This window comes from Plantibacter sp. CFBP 8798, from assembly GCF_014841195.1.
In the GTDB taxonomy this organism is placed as follows: Bacteria; Actinomycetota; Actinomycetes; order Actinomycetales; family Microbacteriaceae; genus Plantibacter; species Plantibacter auratus.
The window spans coordinates 309,979-326,934 of the sequence record NZ_JACYTS010000004.1 but is presented as its reverse complement, the minus strand read 5'-3'; the positions used below and the strand labels follow the sequence as shown (position 1 = coordinate 326,934).

At 70.5% G+C, this 16,956-nt stretch carries 14 protein-coding genes; 9 read left to right on the top strand and 5 right to left on the bottom strand.

Going from position 1 to position 16,956, the window contains the following annotated elements:
* Positions 1–106 precede the first annotated feature (106 nt).
* The gene (locus IFU30_RS19145; protein ID WP_192006762.1) at positions 107–1,552 is read left to right on the top strand and encodes a sugar transferase; all 1,446 of its coding nucleotides are present in this window, start codon (positions 107–109) and stop codon (positions 1,550–1,552) included.
* A 22-nt stretch (positions 1,553–1,574) separates the two neighbouring features.
* Here IFU30_RS19145 and IFU30_RS19140 read toward each other — a convergent pair whose 3' ends face one another.
* The 3 genes from IFU30_RS19140 to IFU30_RS19130 are packed head-to-tail and all read right to left on the bottom strand — an operon-like array spanning position 1,575 to position 5,522.
* Complete coding sequence (locus IFU30_RS19140; protein WP_192006760.1) at positions 1,575–2,852, bottom strand: O-antigen ligase family protein; 1,278 nt, start codon at positions 2,850–2,852, stop codon at positions 1,575–1,577.
* Between the two features lie 7 nt (positions 2,853–2,859).
* Positions 2,860–4,287 (bottom strand): O-antigen ligase family protein, encoded by a 1,428-nt coding sequence (locus IFU30_RS19135; RefSeq protein ID WP_192006758.1) that lies wholly within the window; start codon positions 4,285–4,287, stop codon positions 2,860–2,862.
* A 56-nt stretch (positions 4,288–4,343) separates the two neighbouring features.
* Positions 4,344–5,522 carry an acyl-CoA dehydrogenase family protein gene (locus IFU30_RS19130; RefSeq protein WP_192006756.1) on the bottom strand — a complete coding sequence of 393 codons (1,179 nt, stop codon included), beginning with the start codon at positions 5,520–5,522 and terminating at the stop codon, positions 4,344–4,346.
* Positions 5,523–5,718: 196 nt separating this feature from the next.
* On the opposite strand from IFU30_RS19130, the gene manA reads away from it, so the two are divergent.
* A complete protein-coding gene (manA, locus tag IFU30_RS19125; protein ID WP_192006754.1) occupies positions 5,719–6,918 on the top strand; it encodes a mannose-6-phosphate isomerase, class I in 1,200 nt (399 codons plus the stop codon).
* A 31-nt stretch (positions 6,919–6,949) separates the two neighbouring features.
* Here manA and IFU30_RS19120 read toward each other — a convergent pair whose 3' ends face one another.
* Entirely contained in the window at positions 6,950–7,930 is a 981-nt protein-coding gene (locus IFU30_RS19120) for a GlxA family transcriptional regulator (protein ID WP_192006752.1), read from the bottom strand.
* Positions 7,931–8,023: 93 nt separating this feature from the next.
* Between IFU30_RS19120 and IFU30_RS19115 the strand changes: the two genes are divergently transcribed.
* The 5 genes from IFU30_RS19115 to IFU30_RS19095 all read left to right on the top strand — a co-directional run bounded on the left by IFU30_RS19115 (position 8,024) and on the right by IFU30_RS19095 (position 14,597).
* Positions 8,024–8,167 carry a hypothetical protein gene (locus IFU30_RS19115; RefSeq protein ID WP_159879355.1) on the top strand — a complete coding sequence of 48 codons (144 nt, stop codon included), beginning with the start codon at positions 8,024–8,026 and terminating at the stop codon, positions 8,165–8,167.
* A 54-nt stretch (positions 8,168–8,221) separates the two neighbouring features.
* On the top strand, positions 8,222–9,184 hold the full coding sequence (gene galE, locus IFU30_RS19110; protein WP_159879353.1) for a UDP-glucose 4-epimerase GalE: 963 nt from the start codon (positions 8,222–8,224) through the stop codon (positions 9,182–9,184).
* 186 nt (positions 9,185–9,370) lie between these two features.
* Positions 9,371–9,700, top strand: coding sequence for a WhiB family transcriptional regulator (locus IFU30_RS19105; protein WP_079002812.1), 330 nt, complete (start codon positions 9,371–9,373; stop codon positions 9,698–9,700).
* A gap of 111 nt (positions 9,701–9,811) precedes the next feature.
* Entirely contained in the window at positions 9,812–13,174 is a 3,363-nt protein-coding gene (locus IFU30_RS19100) for a glycosyltransferase (protein ID WP_192006750.1), read from the top strand.
* Complete coding sequence (locus tag IFU30_RS19095) at positions 13,164–14,597, top strand: DUF5719 family protein (protein ID WP_192006749.1); 1,434 nt, start codon at positions 13,164–13,166, stop codon at positions 14,595–14,597. The genes IFU30_RS19100 and IFU30_RS19095 overlap by 11 nt, the downstream gene beginning before the upstream one ends.
* Before the next feature lie 16 nt (positions 14,598–14,613).
* Here the strand turns inward: IFU30_RS19095 and IFU30_RS19090 are convergent, their stop codons facing one another.
* The gene (locus tag IFU30_RS19090) at positions 14,614–15,051 is read right to left on the bottom strand and encodes a metallopeptidase family protein (RefSeq protein ID WP_064295223.1); all 438 of its coding nucleotides are present in this window, start codon (positions 15,049–15,051) and stop codon (positions 14,614–14,616) included.
* A gap of 107 nt (positions 15,052–15,158) precedes the next feature.
* Between IFU30_RS19090 and IFU30_RS19085 the strand changes: the two genes are divergently transcribed.
* Together IFU30_RS19085 and ahcY are read left to right on the top strand one after the other, a co-directional pair.
* Positions 15,159–15,368 (top strand): DUF3499 family protein, encoded by a 210-nt coding sequence (locus IFU30_RS19085; protein ID WP_369808449.1) that lies wholly within the window; start codon positions 15,159–15,161, stop codon positions 15,366–15,368.
* A gap of 82 nt (positions 15,369–15,450) precedes the next feature.
* Positions 15,451–16,941 (top strand): adenosylhomocysteinase, encoded by a 1,491-nt coding sequence (ahcY, locus tag IFU30_RS19080; protein WP_192006748.1) that lies wholly within the window; start codon positions 15,451–15,453, stop codon positions 16,939–16,941.
* The last annotated feature ends 15 nt before the right edge of the window (positions 16,942–16,956 follow it).

Sequence of the window (16,956 nt, the reverse complement as noted above, 5' to 3'; positions counted from 1 at the left end):
TCGCCGGGTCGTCTCGCGCTCCGGCGATCGACCTCGCCCGCCGCGACCCGTGCGCGCCGCTGCTCGATCCGATGCACACCAGAACATCCCCAGGGAGGCCACCGTCATGCCCTTCGTCGAAGCCCGCCGCTGCTGGGAGCGACGGTGCTCGCGCATGGTCCTCGTCCTCGACCTCCTGGCCGTCACCCTGGCGCTCACCGTGACCCAGCTCCTGTGGTGGGACGCGTACTGGCGCGGGACCGTGGAGGTCGCGGGGCCGTTCGGACGCCTACACCTCGGATACCCGGCGGTCACCCTCGCGCTCGCCGTCGCGTGGTGGTCGCCCCTGGCCGCGGCCCGATCGCGCCACCCGCGGGTCCTGGCGGACGGTTGGACGCCGTATCGACGGGTCGTGGTCGTGACGACGACGGTCTTCGGCACGGTGGCGATGGCGTCCTACCTCCTCAAGCTCGAGATCGGACGCGGGTTCCTGCTCACCGCCATGCCGCTCGGAGTCGCCCTCCTGCTGGCGGTCCGATGGGGCGCCCGTCGACACCTCCGTGCGCGGCGACGCGGAAGCGCACTCGTCTACCGCACGCTGCTCGTGGGTGACCGAGACCACGCGGTGCACGTCGCCGAGCGCATGCGCAGGGGCGACTGGGCCGGGCATCGGGTGGTCGGTGTCGCGACCCCGGGCATCGTCGACGACGACCGCATCGTGGATGCCCCGGTCCTCAGCGGACGACCGTCGATCGTCGATGCCGCCGAGGAGGTCCAAGCGGACACGGTGATCCTCGTCGGCCCCGTCGAACTCACCCCCACCGAGCTCCGCCGCCTCGGTTGGGACCTCAGCGAGCGCGGGGTGAAGTTCATCATCGCGCCGACGCTCACGGGGGTGGCCTCGACCCGCCTGTACCTCCAGGCGGTGGCAGGCATCCCGCTCATCCACGTCGACCACCTGGAGTTGTCCCGGCTCGAGGCGGCGGCGAAGCGGGCGTTCGACGTCGTCGGTTCCGCGACGCTGCTCCTGCTGCTGGCCCCGGTCATGCTCGCGGTCGCGCTCGCGGTGAAGACGACGAGTCGGGGGACCGTGCTGTACCGGCAGGAGCGCGTCGGCCTGCGCGGCCGCCCCTTCCAGATCCTGAAGTTCCGCTCGATGGCCGCAGACGCCGACACCGGCGCGGCCCTCGCCGTGCAGCAGCATGCGGACGAACTGCTCTCGAAGGCTCCGGACAACCCGCTCGTGACCCCGGTCGGACGGATCCTCCGGAAGTATTCGCTCGACGAGCTCCCGCAGTTGTTGAACGTCCTGGGCGGTTCGATGAGCCTCGTCGGCCCGCGGCCGCACCGTGGATGGGAGGTCGAACGCTACGATCTGCTCGCCCAGCGACGACTCCTGGCGAAGCCGGGTATGAGCGGGCTGTGGCAGGTCAGCGGGCGGTCCAACCTCTCCTGGGACGACTCGGTCGACCTCGACCTGTACTACGTGGAGAACCGGTCGGCCGCGATCGATCTGAAGATCCTCGCGCAGACGGTGCGAGCGGTCGTCGCCCCGGGAACCGATGCACGGTGATCCGGATCCGCGCGGGCCGGGTTCAGCGTTCGGGGAGCCTGTGCCGCCAGCTCAGCCCGCCGGCACCGATGACCGCGCAGACCACGAGGAGCAGCCAGCCGCCGCTCAGCAGCAGGCTGCTCTCCGCGGCGCCCGATGCGAGCAGGGTCACGACGATGAGCGCAGCCCAGACGTGCACGACGCTGCGCCGATTGGTCGCGATGAGCCAGGTCCGCACGAGCGCCAGGCCGCCGAGGAGGAGGAACAGGGCGAGCCCGATCAGTCCGAGCTGCAGGTAAACGTCCAGGTAGGCGTTCAGTGCCGAGTCGTTCGCGCGGCCGAGGCCCGCGTCGATGAACCGGTACGGGACCGCATCGGAGACCCAGCCACCCGTCCATCCCCAGCCGTTGATCTCGCTCGGGGCCAGGCGTCGCAGGGTCTCCTGCCAGAGTGCGTAACGCTGCTCGATCTCGAGTCCGAGACCGAGGACGCGGAACACCTCGGATCGGAAGAAGTACCCGATGAGGCCGACGAGCGCGAGGACGGTGAGGAGGACGAACTGCCAGGTGCGGCGCAGTTCCGGACGGAGTTGCCGGAAGACGTAGAGCACGGCGGTCGCGATGCCGAGGGTCGCGGCGAGGAGCGCGATGCTCGGCGAGCGGGTGCCGAGGATGAGCCCGGAGGCGAGGGCGATGGACCCGATCGTCACCCCATGACGCACGGAACGGGTCCGCCATTCGACGACGAAGGTGACAAGACCGAGCAGAGCCGTGATGCCGAGAGCGCTCCGGCTTCCGAAGACCCCCTCCAACGGGCCACCGAAGGCGAGGTTCCCGCTGATCCCGAGGAACGGCAGCGGGGTGTCGATGAGGACGCCGCTCACGACCTCGAGTGCCAGTGAGGTGCCGAGGAGCGCTCGGAAGGCGGTGCCCGTCGCCCGGACGATCTGGATGGTGTCGCGGGTCAGCGCGATCACGATGGCGATGAAGGCCCACGCGAGCTGTCCGCCGATAGCGGGCACGGTCGCGAGCGGCGTGGCGCTCCACACCAGCGACAGCGCGCTCCAGGCGAGGAACAGCAGGACTGATATCGGCAGGAGGCCACGCCACTCGATGATGGGGAGGCGTGCGAGGAGGATGCCCGTACCGATCGTCGCGAGGCCCACGAGCATCGCGCTGAACCCGGCGACACCGATCAGGCTCGTGACGAGGTGCTCACCGAAGGCGGTCGCGACGGCGATGGTGGCGAACGCGGCGGCCAACGGCGCAGACGACAGGACGCGCGCGGCGACGGAGAACGCGTCGAAGTCCGCCGGTCTCACGCCGGGCTCATCCGTCGACGACGTCGCGGCGGTGCGCGAGTGCGAGGTCGGACGAGGCTGCGACGGTGGGGATCGGCCAGGCAGGTTCCTGCTTCGTCTTCACGACGAGGAGCACGAGGAGGACCCAGCCGGATTCGATGAGCAGTCGACTCTCCGCGACCGACTGCACGACGAGAGAGACCGCGATGAGGACGGGAGCGAGCGAGAGAGCCGTGTACGGCCGATGTGCGTCGAGGTCGACGCGCGGACGGTCGACGGCCAGGAACCAGGTGCGGGTCAACATGGACAGGACGACCGCGGCGAAGAGCACGAGGCCGACGATGCCGAGTTGGAACCAGACGTCGAGCCAGGCGTTGTGCGCCTGGAGCTGTCGGACGCCGCGTCGGATGACGAGGTCGGTGAAGAGCGGCTCCCACGGTGCCCACGGGCTCGAGAAGCCCCAACCGAAGACCGGCCGCTGTTCGATGAGGCGCCAGACGGTCGCCCAGATGTCGAGTCGACCGGTGAGGTCCGGGCTCTTCCCGAGGAGGCCGAGGAGTTGCGTCCGGAAGACGACCGCTCCCACCGCGCCGACGACCCCGATGCCGAGGAAGCCGAGGTACACCGGTGTCCTCGCCTCCGGGCGAGGTGCCCGACGGATCGCGAGTGCAGCGGCGAGGACCACCGCCGTCACCACGGCGGCGAGCAGGATGGTGGTCGAGAAGCTCAGGAGGAACATCACGACGGAGAGACCGAGGCGGATGAGCAGGGTCCAGCGACGTTCGGGGCCGGCCAGCCTGGCTGCGCCGGGCTCGTCGCGTCGCGCCGCCAGCCGGAGCCCGAAGACGATGATCCCGAGCAGCGCCACCACGGCGAGGAGGTTGGCGTTCCCCGAGATGCCCTGGATGCGTCCTCCGGAGAACAGGAGGTCCCGCGACCAGTAGTCGAGCAACGGCGGGTCCGCCGCGTCACCGGCGTAGAAGTTGGGGAGCACCGGGTGCCGGATGATCGCCGCGACGACGAACTCGAAGAGGAGGGAGAGTGACAGCACCCACGTCACGGCACGTCCGAGGACCCGGATGACCTCGGGCCAGGTGAAGCAGCCGGCGAGGGTCACGCCGAGGATGGTGCAGAGCGCCGCACCGAGCAGGGTCGCGGCTGTGCCGCTGGGGTAAGCGGACCAGGCGAGCGAGACGATCGACAGCGCCCCGTACCCGACGAGTGACCACGGCACCCGGGTGCGCCGCCACTTCGGGCGGACGACCATCAGGCACGCGAGCGCGGCGCCGCCTGAGACCAGGGCCACCGCCGTGTACCCCCAGATGGTGAAGAGGTTCGTCCAGAACGTCCCGGCGAGGACCGCGAACGTCGCGAACACGGCGACGTGCCTGACGACGAGCGCGCGTGTCGTCAGCGCTGCCGGCGGGCGGGGCGGGGCGGGTTCGGTGGACAGCATCGTGCCCCCAGGGTAGCGGCTGCGGCCGCCACCCAGGCCCTCGTCGAGCGCGGTGGTCAGACGAACGCCGCAGTGCCGGTGATGGCCCGCCCGACGATGAGCGCGTTCATCTCCCGCGTGCCCTCATAGCTGTAGAGGGCTTCGGCATCCGCGAAGAACCGGGCGGCGTGGTAGTCCAGCACGATGCCGTTCCCGCCCATGATCTCCCGTGCCCAGGCGACCGTCTCGCGCATCCGCGCGGTGCAGAACGCCTTGGCGAGCGCGGAGTGCTCGTCGCGCTGGGTGCCCTCGTCGAGCATCTGCGAGACCCGGACGCACATCGCCATCGATGCCGTGATGTTCCCGAGGCACTTCGAGAGGAGGTCCTGGATCAGCTGGTGGCCCGCGATCGGCTTGCCGAACTGCACGCGCTCCTTGGCGTAGGCGACCGCCGCCTCGTACGCGCCGACAGCGACGCCGACACTCGACCAGGCGACGCCGGCGCGGGTGAGCCGCAGGACCTTCGCCGTGTCGCGGAAGGAGTTCGCGTGCTGCAGCCGGAGGCGCTCGGGGACCCGGACGTCCTCGAGGGTGATGTCGGCGTTCTGCACCATGCGCAGGCTGATCTTGCCCTCGATCTTGGTCGCGGAGTAGCCGGGGGAGTCGGTCGGCACGATGAAGCCCTTCACCTGACCGTCGGCCGTGTCCTTCGCCCAGATGATCGTGATGTCACTGAAGGTCGCGTTGCCGATCCACCGTTTGGAGCCGGACAGGATCCAGTCGTCGCCGTCCCTCGTGGCCGTGGTGCGAAGCCCCTGTGCGCTGTCCGACCCCGACTGCGGCTCGGTGAGGCCGAACGCACCGAGGACCTCGCCCGAGGCGAGCTTCGGGAGCCACTCGTCCTGCTGCTCCTGCGAGCCGCACTCACTGATCGATCCCATGGTGAGACCGTCCTGCACGCCGACGAAGGTGGAGATCGACGCGTCGATCCGGGAGAGCTCCATCGAGGCGAGGCCGCGGAACACGGCGCTGTTCTCGAACGGCGTCGTCTCCGGCCAGGCCCACCTGGCGACGTCGAGCTCGAGGAGCGGGGTGATGAGGTGCGTCGGGAACTCGGCCCGCTCCCAGTACTCGTTCACGATCGGCTTCGCCTCGGTCTCGGCCCAGGCTCGGAGGCGGGCGATGGCCTCCTGCTCGGGAGCCGTCAGGAGGCTCTCGAAGCCGTAGAAGTCGCTGGCGAGGGGTTCGAAGATCATGGTCCGTTGCTCCATTGCGTCCGCTGGCGCCGGATCGGCGTCCCGGCCAGCCTAGGCAGGTGTGCTCGGCGCGGACAACGGCTTGGTAGTTTGGTGCACGGTGCCGGGCGACCGCGTCGCACGGCTTGTAGGACGACGCCAAGCGGCCCCAGAGTCCGGCTGGCGCGTCACCCTCGTCCGTCGAAAGGGCCCCACCATGTTCGTGCCGCTCCGTGCCACTCCTCGTGACTACGCGTGGGGGTCGTCGACGGCGATCGCGGAGGTGCTCGGGTCCGAGCCCTCGGGACGCCCGGAGGCGGAACTCTGGCTCGGCGCACACCCCGGGGCTCCGACGCCGATCGCGGATCCGCCGAGGGTGGGAGGGCACGCTGATCTCGAAAGCTGGCTCGCCGCCGATCCCGCCGCGCTCGGCGGGCACGGCTCGCTGCCGTTCCTCCTCAAGGTCCTCGCAGCGGCCCATCCGCTCTCGCTGCAGGCCCACCCCGACCTGCACCGGGCCGCCGCGGGCTTCGCCGCCGAGAACGCGCGAGGTGTGCCGCTCGACGCTCCGCACCGCAACTACAAGGACGCGCTCCACAAGCCGGAACTCATCGTCGCGCTCCGGGACGGCTTCGAGGCGCTCTGCGGCTTCCGCGAACTCGCCGCGACCGATGCGCTGCTCGTCGAGCTGGTGGCCTCGGCACCCGATCCGGCTGCGGCAGCGCGCATCACGATGCTCCGCGGGATGCTGGCCGCCCCCGACGGGCTCCGCGACACCGTGCGGATCCTGCTCGAACAGCTCCCCGGCGGGCTGCTCGACGCCCTCGTCGCGTCCGCCGTGGCTCCCGGGTCGGGTGCATTCGACGCCGAGCGGGCCCTGGTCGGGCGGCTCGCGGAGGAGTATCCGGGCGATCCCGGCATCGCGGTCGCCCTGCTCCTCAACCTCGTCACGTTGCGAGCCGGCGAAGCGCTCTACCTCCCCGCCGGCAACATCCACGCCTACCTCAGGGGGATCGGCGTCGAGCTCATGGCCGCGAGCGACAACGTCCTGCGCGGCGGGCTCACGCCGAAGCACGTCGACGTGCCCGAGCTGCTCGAGGTCCTGGAGTTCGAGCCGCGGCCGGTGCCGTGGCTGACCCCGACGGACCTGGGTGGGGGACGCAGCCTCTTCGTCCCGGACGTGCCGGACTTCGAGCTGCTGCGGGTGGATCTGCCCGCAGAGCCGTCCGAGCAGGATCCCTCGTTCCACCTCCCCGGACCCGGCATCGCGATCGTGACCGACGGTTCGGTGCGGATCACCGGAGCCACCTCGTCGGTGGAGCTCGCTCGAGGTGGCTACGCCTTCATCACGCCCGACGAGGCGGAACTGCGCTTCTCCGGGACCGGGACCCTCTTCCTCGCGACGACCCAGGGCTGACCGCCCGGCCGACTGGTCCGGTCCACGCAGCTCAGGCGCTCTCCCGCATCCCGAAACTCCGCCGGTAGGCGGCGGGCGTGGTGCCGAGGACGCGGTCGAAGTGATGACGGAGGACCGCCGCGGTGCCGAACCCGGTGTCCGCAGCGATCCGCTCGACACCGTGGTCGGTGCGTTCGAGCATCTCCTGCGCTCGGAACAGGCGTTGCCGGTTCAACCAAGCGGCCGGCGTGCTGCCGAGCTCCGAGCGGAAGCGGCGCGCGAAGGTCCGCTCGGACATGTGCGCCTGCCGCGCGAGACGCCCGATGGGCAGGTCCTCGGCGAGGTGGTCGAGCATCCAGTCGACGACCGGGGCGAGCGACTCGCACTGCTGCGCCGCGACGGGGGAGAGGACGTACTGGGCCTGACCGCCGTCGCGCTGTGGCGGGACGACCATCCGGCGGGCGATGACGTTGGCGCTCGCCGCGCCGTACTCCTGTCGTACCAGGTGCAGACACGCGTCGATGCCGGCAGCGGTCCCCGCGCCCGTGATGACCTTGCGGTCCTCGACGAACAGCACGTCGGGGTCGACGGTGGTTCCCGGGAACATGGTCTGCTGCTCGCTGGTGTACATCCAGTGGGTCGTGCTGCGGCGACCGTCGAGCAGCCCCGCCTGACCGAGGACGAACGACCCGCTGCACACGCTGAGGACCCAGGCACCCCGCGCCTCCGCCGCTCGGAGGACGCCGAGGTAGGCCTCGTCGACCGCTCCGCCACGCGATCCGCCACGACCGGTGATCACCACGAGGTCCGCCTCGGCCGCGAAGGACAGGTCGTCGTCGACGATCATGTCGAAGCCCCGCGCACCGTCGTCGCTCAGGTTCATCCGGACCGGACCTGGGTCCTTCGTGACGATGCGGAGGTCGAAGGCGGGACCGCCCTGGTCCGACCGGTCGATGCCGAAGACCTCGCAGACGACGCTGAACTCGAACGGTTGCAGCCCCGGAATGGCGAGCAGGGCGACCTTCGACAGCATGGGACCTCCGGATGATCGATTTGGCAGGAATGTGCTGCTTTGCGTCCATCCTGCCACTGGTGGCAGTTTTTCGCTATTCCTAGAGTTTCAGACATGTCCATCATCGCACTCGTCGTCGGCTTCCTCATCGTCCTCGTCGCGGTCGTCGCCTCCGCCGCGACCATCCGTGCCGTCCTGACGGACGGCTATCGCCGCGTCCCCGTCCGCCCCGCCGCACGGGGCACGCGCCTCCAGTAGTCTGGTCACTCCGTCTGCAGCACGGCAGGTGGAGGACTCCCTGGAGGAAGCATCGTGGCGTGGCTGGTGACGGGCGGAGCCGGATACATCGGAGCCCATGTGGTTCGGGCCTTCCAGGCGGAGGGGATCGACGTCGTCGTCCTCGACGACCTGTCGAGCGGGCACGAGCGCTTCGTCCCGGCCGGGGTGCCGTTCGTCCGCGGAACCCTGCTCGACGGCTCGGTCCTCGAGCGCACCTTCTCCGAGTTCGAGCTGAGCGGTGTCGTCCATGTCGCCGGGTACAAGTACGCGGGTGTCTCCGTGCAGCGCCCGCTCCACACCTACGCCCAGAACGTCACGGCCACCGCGATGCTGCTCGCCGCGATGGAGGAGCACCGGGTGGAGCGCATCGTCTTCTCGTCGAGCGCCGCGGTGTACGGGACGACGGACGTCGACCTGGTCACCGAGGACACCCCGAAAGCGCCCGAGTCGCCCTACGGCGAGTCCAAGCTCATCGGCGAGTGGCTGCTCCGCGACCAGGGTGTCGCCACCGGGCTGCGTCACACCTCGCTGCGGTACTTCAACGTCGTCGGTTCCGGGACGGACGAGGTCTACGACACGAGCCCGCACAACCTCTTCCCACTCGTCTTCGACGCGCTTCTCGCCGGACGCACCCCCCGCATCAACGGTGACGACTACCCGACGCCGGACGGCACCTGCGTCCGCGACTACCTGCACGTCGCGGATCTCGCGGCCGCGCACGTCGCCGCAGCCAAGCGGCTCGATGCGGGTGAGTCCCTCGAGGCCGCCTACAACCTCGGGAGCGGCGACGGGTCGAGCGTCGGCGAGATCATGACCGCGATGGCGGAGGTGACCGGGATCGACTTCACCCCCGAGATCATGCCGCGGAGGGCGGGCGACCCCGCGCGGATCGTCGCGTCCGGTGCGCTCGCAGCTCGCGATCTCGACTGGCGGATGCGACACGATCTGCGCCAGATGGTGGAGAGCGCATGGCGGGCCAGGCGCGCCGCCGACTGACGTCGCGCGACCGCATGATCCGCCCAGGCAGGCCCCGACACCCAGTTCGGGTCACACCCGGCGCGTCGCGAACCCTCACCTCGTGATTGAGGCTTTACGATGTGCGACTTGACTCGACCATAACTACAAGGGTGTAATTATGTATCGCGCCGCGTGGCGCAGGGTACGACTAGGTGGGGAGACGGTATGGCGATTCCTGAGTATCGTGCCGGAGTACCCGACGACTGGTTCGTCGATCCGGTCAATCTCGGAGTCCCCGGCGTCCGTCAGCCCGCTGCCGAGGGCGAGGACGACACCCAGCTCTCCTGGCAGACCGACGCGCTGTGCGCGCAGACCGACCCTGAGGCGTTCTTCCCCGAGAAGGGTGGCTCCACGCGCGACGCGAAGCGGATCTGCACCAGCTGCGACGTCAAGTCGCAGTGCCTCGAGTACGCACTCGCGAACGACGAGCGCTTCGGCATCTGGGGCGGCCTGTCCGAACGCGAGCGTCGCAAACTCCGCAAACGCGCCGTCTGACCCGTCGCCGGACGCTGACCGAACCGCTCCCGACTCACCGGAACACCCCCGATTCGGGGCGCGCCCGCTCGGTTCCCGCTCTTCCGGCCGGACCCGCTTAGTCTGAATCCGATGTCTCCCCGAGTAACGGCGATTCTCGTGGTGCGCGACGGCTCAGAGCCGCTCGCACGCACGCTCGACGCCCTCCGTGCCCAGACCCGTCCGGCGGACGGGATCATCGCCGTCGCCACCCGCGCGAGTGAGGCGACGATCGAGGAACTCGGTCGCGTCCCCGGCATGAAGCTCGTGACCTCGACCGAGGACCTCAGCTTCGCGCAAGCTGTGGCCGCCGGCGTCCGCGTCACCGATCAGCCGGAGGACGCCGAGCAGATGCTCTGGTTGCTCTCCGAGGACACGGCTCCCGAGCCGACGGCGCTCGCGGCCCTGTTGGGCGCCCTCGAGGTCTCGCCGTCCGTCGGTGTGGCCGGCCCGAAGATCCTCGACTGGGACGACGCGTCGTTCCTCCGTCGCTACGGTGAGACCATCACCACCCTCGGGGCGGCGGTCCCGGTGGTCGAGGACGAGCTCGACCAGGCCCAGCACGACACGATGAACGACGTGATGGCGGTCGGTCCGGCCGGCATGCTCGTGCGCCATCAGCTGTGGGACCAGTTGGGCGGCTTCGACCAGGCCCTCGTGGCGGACGACGCCCTCGACTTCTGCATCAGGACCCGCCTCGCGGGCTACCTGGTCGCGGTCGTGCCGACGGCGCGGGTCGCCTCCGCCGGCGAAGGCATCGCCGGGCCCTCCTGGTCGAACCGGCTCGGCGCGCGTCGTCGTCGCCATCGCCAGGCCCGCGCCGCACAGCTCCACCGGCGTCTCGTCTATGCACCCGGGATCATGGTCCCCGTGCACTGGCTCAGCCTCGTGCCCCTCGCCATCCTGCGGGTCATCGGCCACTTCGTGAAGAAGCAACCCGAGCTCGTGCTGGGCGAGCTCTCGGCGGCGTTCGCCGTCGCGTTCTCCGGAACGAAGGTCGGGAGTGCCCGGCGCCAGCTCGCGAAGAACCGCACCTTGGGCTGGTCGAGCATCGCCGGCTTGCGGATGCGACTCGACGAGGTCCGACGCAAACGCGCGCTCGCGCGGGAGGCGACGCAGATCGGCTTCATCGGTGAGGAACGCGACCTCCGCTTCTTCTCCGGCGGAGGCGCCTGGGTCGTCCTCGCGACGGCGGTCATCGGAGCGGCGATCCTCGCTCCGCTCCTCGGAGCCACGTACCTCACCGGTGGGGGACTCCTCCCGCTCTCGGCGACCGTCGGCGAACTCTGGCAGCACATCGGCTTCGGGTGGCGCGACGTCGGCCTCGGCTTCGTCGGTGCCGCCGACCCGTTCAGTGCGGTCCTCGCGGTGCTCGGGACCATCACCTTCTGGCAGCCTTCGTTCTCCCTGGTCCTGCTCTTCCTGCTCGCGCTGCCGCTCTCGGCGCTCGGCGCCTGGTTCGCCGCCACCCGGCTCACGGAGCGCAGCGGTCCTCGTGCGGTGGCGGCGCTGCTCTGGGCGCTCGCCCCGACGCTCCTGACCGCGCTCGCCGACGGTCGTCCCGCCGCCGTCATCGTCCATGTCCTGCTGCCCTGGCTCTTCTACGCGGGTGTGGTCGCGTCCCGGTCGTGGGCCGCAGCCGGCACGAGCGCCTTCCTGTTCGCAGCGATCACAGCGAGCTCGCCGTCCCTCGCCCCGGCGTTGCTCGTCATCTGGGTCGTGGCGATGGTCTTCGCCGGTCGAGGTGTCGCCAGGGTCGGACTCGTCCCGATCCCCGCCATCGCGCTGTTCGCCCCGCTCATCTGGCAGCAGGGGCTCCATCGCGACAACTGGCTCGGACTCCTCGCCGACCCGGGCGTCGCGACGCCCGGGTCCGCGGCGTCCGGCTGGCAACTGTCCCTCGGCTTCCCCGGCGGCAGCCTGGGTGGATGGAGCCAGCTCGGCGCAGCGCTCGGGCTGCCGGGTGCGACTCCCGCCATCGTGGTACCCGCGCTGCTCGCGCCACTCGCGATCGTCGCTCTGCTGGCCCTGTTCCTCCCGGGCTCCAGACGGGCCGTCCCGTTGCTGATCGCGGCGTTCCTCGGACTCGTGTCGGCGGTGTTCGCCACGCATCTCCTCCTCGCCTCCGCCGCCGGAACGGCCGTCCCCGTCTGGGCCGGCGCGGCGATCAGCCTCTACTGGCTCGGGATCGTGGGCGCTGCGACCCTCGGCCTCGACCGCATCCCGCGGTTCCGGGCTGTCCCGGCGCTCGTCATGGTCCTCGCCGCCGCGGTGATCGCCCTCCCGCTCGCCCTCGCCCAGCCCCTCGGCACCTCGGTGGTCCGCGAGAGCTCCGGTCGCCAGTTGCCCGCCTACGTGACGGCCGCGACGCAGACCGATCCTCGGCTCGGCACCCTCGTCATCACGCCCGGCGACGACGGGACCATCACCGCGGTCGTCATCCGTGGCCAGGGGGAGACACTCGACGGCCAGTCGACGATCGCCCAGACGGCCCCAGGCGTGTCCTCGGACGACCGCGTCGTCGCCGAGCTCGCCGGCAACCTCGCGTCGCAGAGCGGACTGGACCCGACGGAGACCCTCGTCGAGCACGGCATCGCCTTCGTGCTGCTGTCGCCGGTCGCAGACGGCGAGGAGCAGACGGTGGCGGGTCAGACCGCCGGCCGCGCGACGAGTGCGCTCGACGCCAACGCAGCGCTGGTCGCCGTCGGCGACACGACGAGCGGGACGCTCTGGCGCACCGTCGCGGACGTCGGCACCGGCCCCGAGCTCCCCACGTCCAACGTGCTCGGCACCCTCATCGGTGTCGGCCTGGGCGTCGTGTTCCTCATCACCCTGCTCCTGAGCATCCCCAACGGTGCGTCCCGCGACGGGTACCGCGCGGGATCCAGGAAGCCGGCGAAGCTGAAGGGCCGTGCCGCTCGTAAGGCGGCCGCCTCCGGGGCGACGGTCGCGGTGATCGACGACGACGCGACCGGCACCTATGACGACGAGGAACCGACCGCCGATCTCGACGACGAGGCGGAGGGATCCGAGTCGGCCGACACCGCCGACGCGTCGACCCGCCCGCCCAAGCCGCGCTGGTGGCGTCGGGGTCAGGCCTCCGCCGAGGCGCCCGCGCCCGCGGCGGTAACTGCCGAACCAGCCGATGACGCCGAGTCCGTCGACGACCGTGCATCGACCGTCGACACCGGGTCGGCCGACGACACCGTCGCTCGCGATGAAACCGTGCCGGTCGCGGACGACACCGTCGACACGGACCGCGACGTGACCGGGTCGACTCCAGACGCCGACGCCGACACGAACACCACAGCCGACGAGGTCCCCGACGAACCGGCGGTCGCCACGGGCGATGTCGCCGTGCCCGATCCGGATCCGAGCGACTCCACCGAGACGACGCCGGATCCCGACACCACCCGCCGGGACACCCCGGGAACGGAGCAGCCGCATGCCCAGTAAGCGCGGAGTCGCCATCACCTCCGGTCGGATCGTCACCGGCCTCGTCGGGATCGGGATCGCCGCGGTCACGATCGCAGCGGCTGGGCAGCTGCCCCTCCCGACGGTCGAGATCGCCCCTCAGGACATCCGAGTCACCCCGGTGGCCGGCGATCAGTCGGTCGTGTGCCCGGGGCCGCTGCTCGCCCTGGCCCAGGACGCGACGGCCGCCACGGCAGCCGGCTCCTTCGGCCCGGCGAGTGTCGACTTCGGAGCGAACGGGGTGACGCCCACGACGAGTGAGCTGGCAGCACCCGACAACACGAGCGGTGCGGCGGACGGCGGACCCACGGTGATCACCGTCCCCGGCGCGACCGACGGCACGGTGACGCCCCTGAGTGGCGCGCAGTCGCAGATCGCCGCCGAAGCCGAGGTCGCCGGTCTGGCGGCCGCCGCCTGCACGCCGGCATCGGCCGAGAGCTGGCTCGTCGGTGGTTCGAGCGACATCGGTCGTACCACCCTGATCCTCCTGAGCAACCCGTCGGCCGTCGACGCGAACGTGACCCTCGAGGTCTTCGGTGCCGCCGGGCGGATCGACGCTCCGGGTGCCGCCGGGATCGTCGTCGCCACCGGCACGCAGCGCGTGATCGCCCTCACCGGCCTCGCACCCAACGAGCCGACCCCGGTCGTGCACGTGACGAGCGAGGGCGGCCAGGTGGTGGCCGCGCTCCAGCAGAGCACGGTCCGCGTCCTGACCCCCGGTGGTGTCGAAGTCCAGGGGCCGACCGCGTCGCCGTCGACCGACCTCGTGATCCCGGGCGTCGTCGTCACGGCCCCGGCGGCCGCCGGGGCGAGCTCCGACACGGCGTCCGTCGACGACCGGGCGACGGCCCTCAGACTGTTCGCGCCGGGATCCGAGCCCGCCGACGTCGTCATCACCGCCACCCGAGAGAACGCGAAAGACGAGCCGATCGTCATCGACGCGACCATCCAGCCGGGAGTTCCCGGTGAGATCGCGCTCGCCGAACTCCCGGCCGGTGAGTTCTCGCTGGAGGTCACCTCGACCCGACCCGTGGTCGCGGCGGCCAGGACGAACTCGCGCGGCGGAACGCTCGAGGACTTCGCCTGGTTCGGAGCGACACCCGCTCTCGATGACACCGCAGCCTTCACGGTCCCCACCGGGCCGGGGCAGAAGCTCCACGTCTTCAACCCGTCTGGCTCCGAGGCCGAACTCACGCTGACGGGGGCTGACGGCAAGGAGACCACGACGAAGGTCGGAGCCGGAGCGGCGGTGACGATCGGCGTCGGCGCCGGTCAGAGCTACGTCCTCGCCGGGGCCGACGGCCTCCACGCCTCGATCAGTCTCGCTGCGGCGGGGCGGCTCACGTCGCTGCCGGTCACACCGCCGAACCCACTGGCGGCACCGATCAGCGTCTACCCGCGCTGACCGCGGCGGCCTCGGGTCAGAGGAACCGGTAGCGTTCCGGCCCGAGGTCCCAGGGGTCCTTGCCGAGGAGCTCGGCGACGGCGCGGAACACGCAGCTCTCCACCATCATGCGCTGATGCAGCTCGTCGTTCCGGTGGAGCTTGCTCATCCGCTGGATGGGCAACCGGTACAGGATGATCCGTCGGCGTGCTCGGTCGACGAACCAACGGTCGACGCCGTCCGTCCCGGAGTTCTGCGCGGGCATCGCGCCGACCTCGAACCGGACGTCGGCGAGTTCGGCGGGCCAGGCTCCGCGGAGGTAGTCGGCGGTGGTGGCGACCGTCAGGTCGAACTGGTCGATCCGGGTGTCGATCGGTGGAACGTCCGGTCCGACGACGCTCGAACGACCGTTGCGACCGTGCCGTGATCGGCGGCGCGAGAGGGCGCCTCGCGTCTCCTCGTCAGCCTGCGCCATGCGTCCAGTCTAGGTGTCGTCGGCGGCCCGGTTCAGACCCGCTCGACCGGCGAGCCGGACGGTGCCGCCGTCGCCCGCGGGCTACGCTGGGGCAAATGGTGGACAGGATGTGTTCGAAGGTCGGCTGCTCGCGCGAGCCCGTGGCGACGCTGACCTACGACTACCGTGACTCGATGGCCGTCCTCGGACCGCTGAGCATCGAGAAGAGCCCGCACAGCTACGACCTGTGCTCCATCCACGCCGTGCGGCTGAGCGTGCCGCAGGGCTGGAGCGTCGTGAAGCACAGCGTCCTCGGCGACGTCGGCTACGGCTCCTGACCAGCGGCATCCCACCGCGCCGTGCCGATCTCGGGGCCGACATGAAGGTCCACGACGCGTGACGGTCTGCGAGAATGGCGTCATGAGTTCTTCCGCACCGTCTGCCCCCACGACCACCCTGCCCTACAAGGTGGCCGACCTGTCGCTCGCCGAGGCCGGCCGACACCAACTCCGCCTCGCCGAGAACGAGATGCCCGGCCTGATGGCCCTCCGCGAGGAGTTCGGCGCGAGCCAGCCGCTCGCCGGCGCCCGTATCGCCGGTTCGCTGCACATGACGGTGCAGACCGCGGTGCTCATCGAGACGCTCGTCGCGCTCGGTGCCCAGGTGCGCTGGGCGAGCTGCAACATCTTCTCGACCCAGGACGAGGCGGCGGCCGCCGTCGCCGTCGGTCCGCACGGGACCGTCGAGGAACCGGCCGGTGTGCCGGTCTTCGCCTGGAAGGGCGAGACGCTCGAAGAGTACTGGTGGTGCACCGAGCAGATCTTCGACTGGTCGACCGAAGCGGCCATGGCCGGAGCCGAGTGGACCGGCCCCAACCTCATCCTCGACGACGGTGGCGACGCGAGCATGCTCGTCCACCAGGGCCGTCGGTTCGAGCTGGCCGGAGCGGTCCCCGACACGACCGACGCCGACAGCCACGAGTACAGCATCGTCCTCGACGTGCTCCGTCGCTCGCTCGCCGGCAGCAGCGACCGTTGGACGAAGGTCGCCGCCGACATCCTCGGCGTGACCGAGGAGACCACCACCGGTGTCCACCGCCTCTACGAGCTGGCCAAGCAGGGTGAGCTGCTGTTCCCCGCGATCAACGTGAACGACTCGGTCACGAAGAGCAAGTTCGACAACAAGTACGGCATCCGGCACTCGCTGCCGGACGGCCTCAACCGCGCGACCGACGTGCTCATCGGTGGCAAGGTCGTCTTCGTCGCCGGCTACGGCGACGTCGGCAAGGGTGCTGCCGAGGCCCTCCGCGGGCAGGGCGCTCGGGTCATCGTCTCCGAGGTCGACCCGATCTGCGCCCTCCAGGCGTCGATGGACGGCTTCCAGGTCGCGACCCTCGAGAGCGTCGCCGACCAGGTCGACATCATCGTGACGTGCACCGGCAACTTCAACGTCGTCACCCTCGACCACATCCTCGCGCTCAAGCACCTCGCGATCGTCTCGAACGTCGGGCACTTCGACAACGAGATCGACATGGCCTCCCTCGAGGCGCTCGAGGGCGCCGAGAAGATCGAGATCAAGCCCCAGGTCCACGAGTGGCGCCTCCCCACCGGGCGCAGCGTCCTCGTGCTCAGCGAGGGACGACTCATGAACCTCGGGAACGCGACGGGGCACCCCTCGTTCGTGATGAGCAACTCGTTCACGAACCAGGTGCTCGCACAGCTCGAGCTCTGGACGCGGATCGAGGAGTACCCGATCGGCGTGTACGTGCTGCCGAAGCACCTCGACGAGAAGGTCGCACGCCTGCACCTCGACGCGCTCGGCGTGCAGCTGACGACGCTTACGGGCGAGCAGGCCGACTACATCGGCGTGCCGGTCGAGGGCCCGTACAAGGTCGACCACTACCGCTACTAGGCGGTGCCGCCGGTT

Coding starts and splice junctions, on each gene's coding strand:
- manA (WP_192006754.1), top strand. CDS start 5,719: ATGTTCGTGCCGCTCCGTGCCACTCCTCGTGACTACGCGTGGGGGTCG.
- IFU30_RS19095 (WP_192006749.1), top strand. CDS start 13,164: ATGCCCAGTAAGCGCGGAGTCGCCATCACCTCCGGTCGGATCGTCACC.
- IFU30_RS19105 (WP_079002812.1), top strand. CDS start 9,371: ATGGCGATTCCTGAGTATCGTGCCGGAGTACCCGACGACTGGTTCGTC.
- IFU30_RS19120 (WP_192006752.1), bottom strand. CDS start 7,930: ATGCTGTCGAAGGTCGCCCTGCTCGCCATTCCGGGGCTGCAACCGTTC.
- IFU30_RS19100 (WP_192006750.1), top strand. CDS start 9,812: ATGTCTCCCCGAGTAACGGCGATTCTCGTGGTGCGCGACGGCTCAGAG.
- IFU30_RS19115 (WP_159879355.1), top strand. CDS start 8,024: ATGTCCATCATCGCACTCGTCGTCGGCTTCCTCATCGTCCTCGTCGCG.
- IFU30_RS19145 (WP_192006762.1), top strand. CDS start 107: ATGCCCTTCGTCGAAGCCCGCCGCTGCTGGGAGCGACGGTGCTCGCGC.
- ahcY (WP_192006748.1), top strand. CDS start 15,451: ATGAGTTCTTCCGCACCGTCTGCCCCCACGACCACCCTGCCCTACAAG.
- IFU30_RS19130 (WP_192006756.1), bottom strand. CDS start 5,522: ATGATCTTCGAACCCCTCGCCAGCGACTTCTACGGCTTCGAGAGCCTC.
- IFU30_RS19090 (WP_064295223.1), bottom strand. CDS start 15,051: ATGGCGCAGGCTGACGAGGAGACGCGAGGCGCCCTCTCGCGCCGCCGA.
- IFU30_RS19135 (WP_192006758.1), bottom strand. CDS start 4,287: ATGCTGTCCACCGAACCCGCCCCGCCCCGCCCGCCGGCAGCGCTGACG.
- IFU30_RS19085 (WP_369808449.1), top strand. CDS start 15,159: ATGTGTTCGAAGGTCGGCTGCTCGCGCGAGCCCGTGGCGACGCTGACC.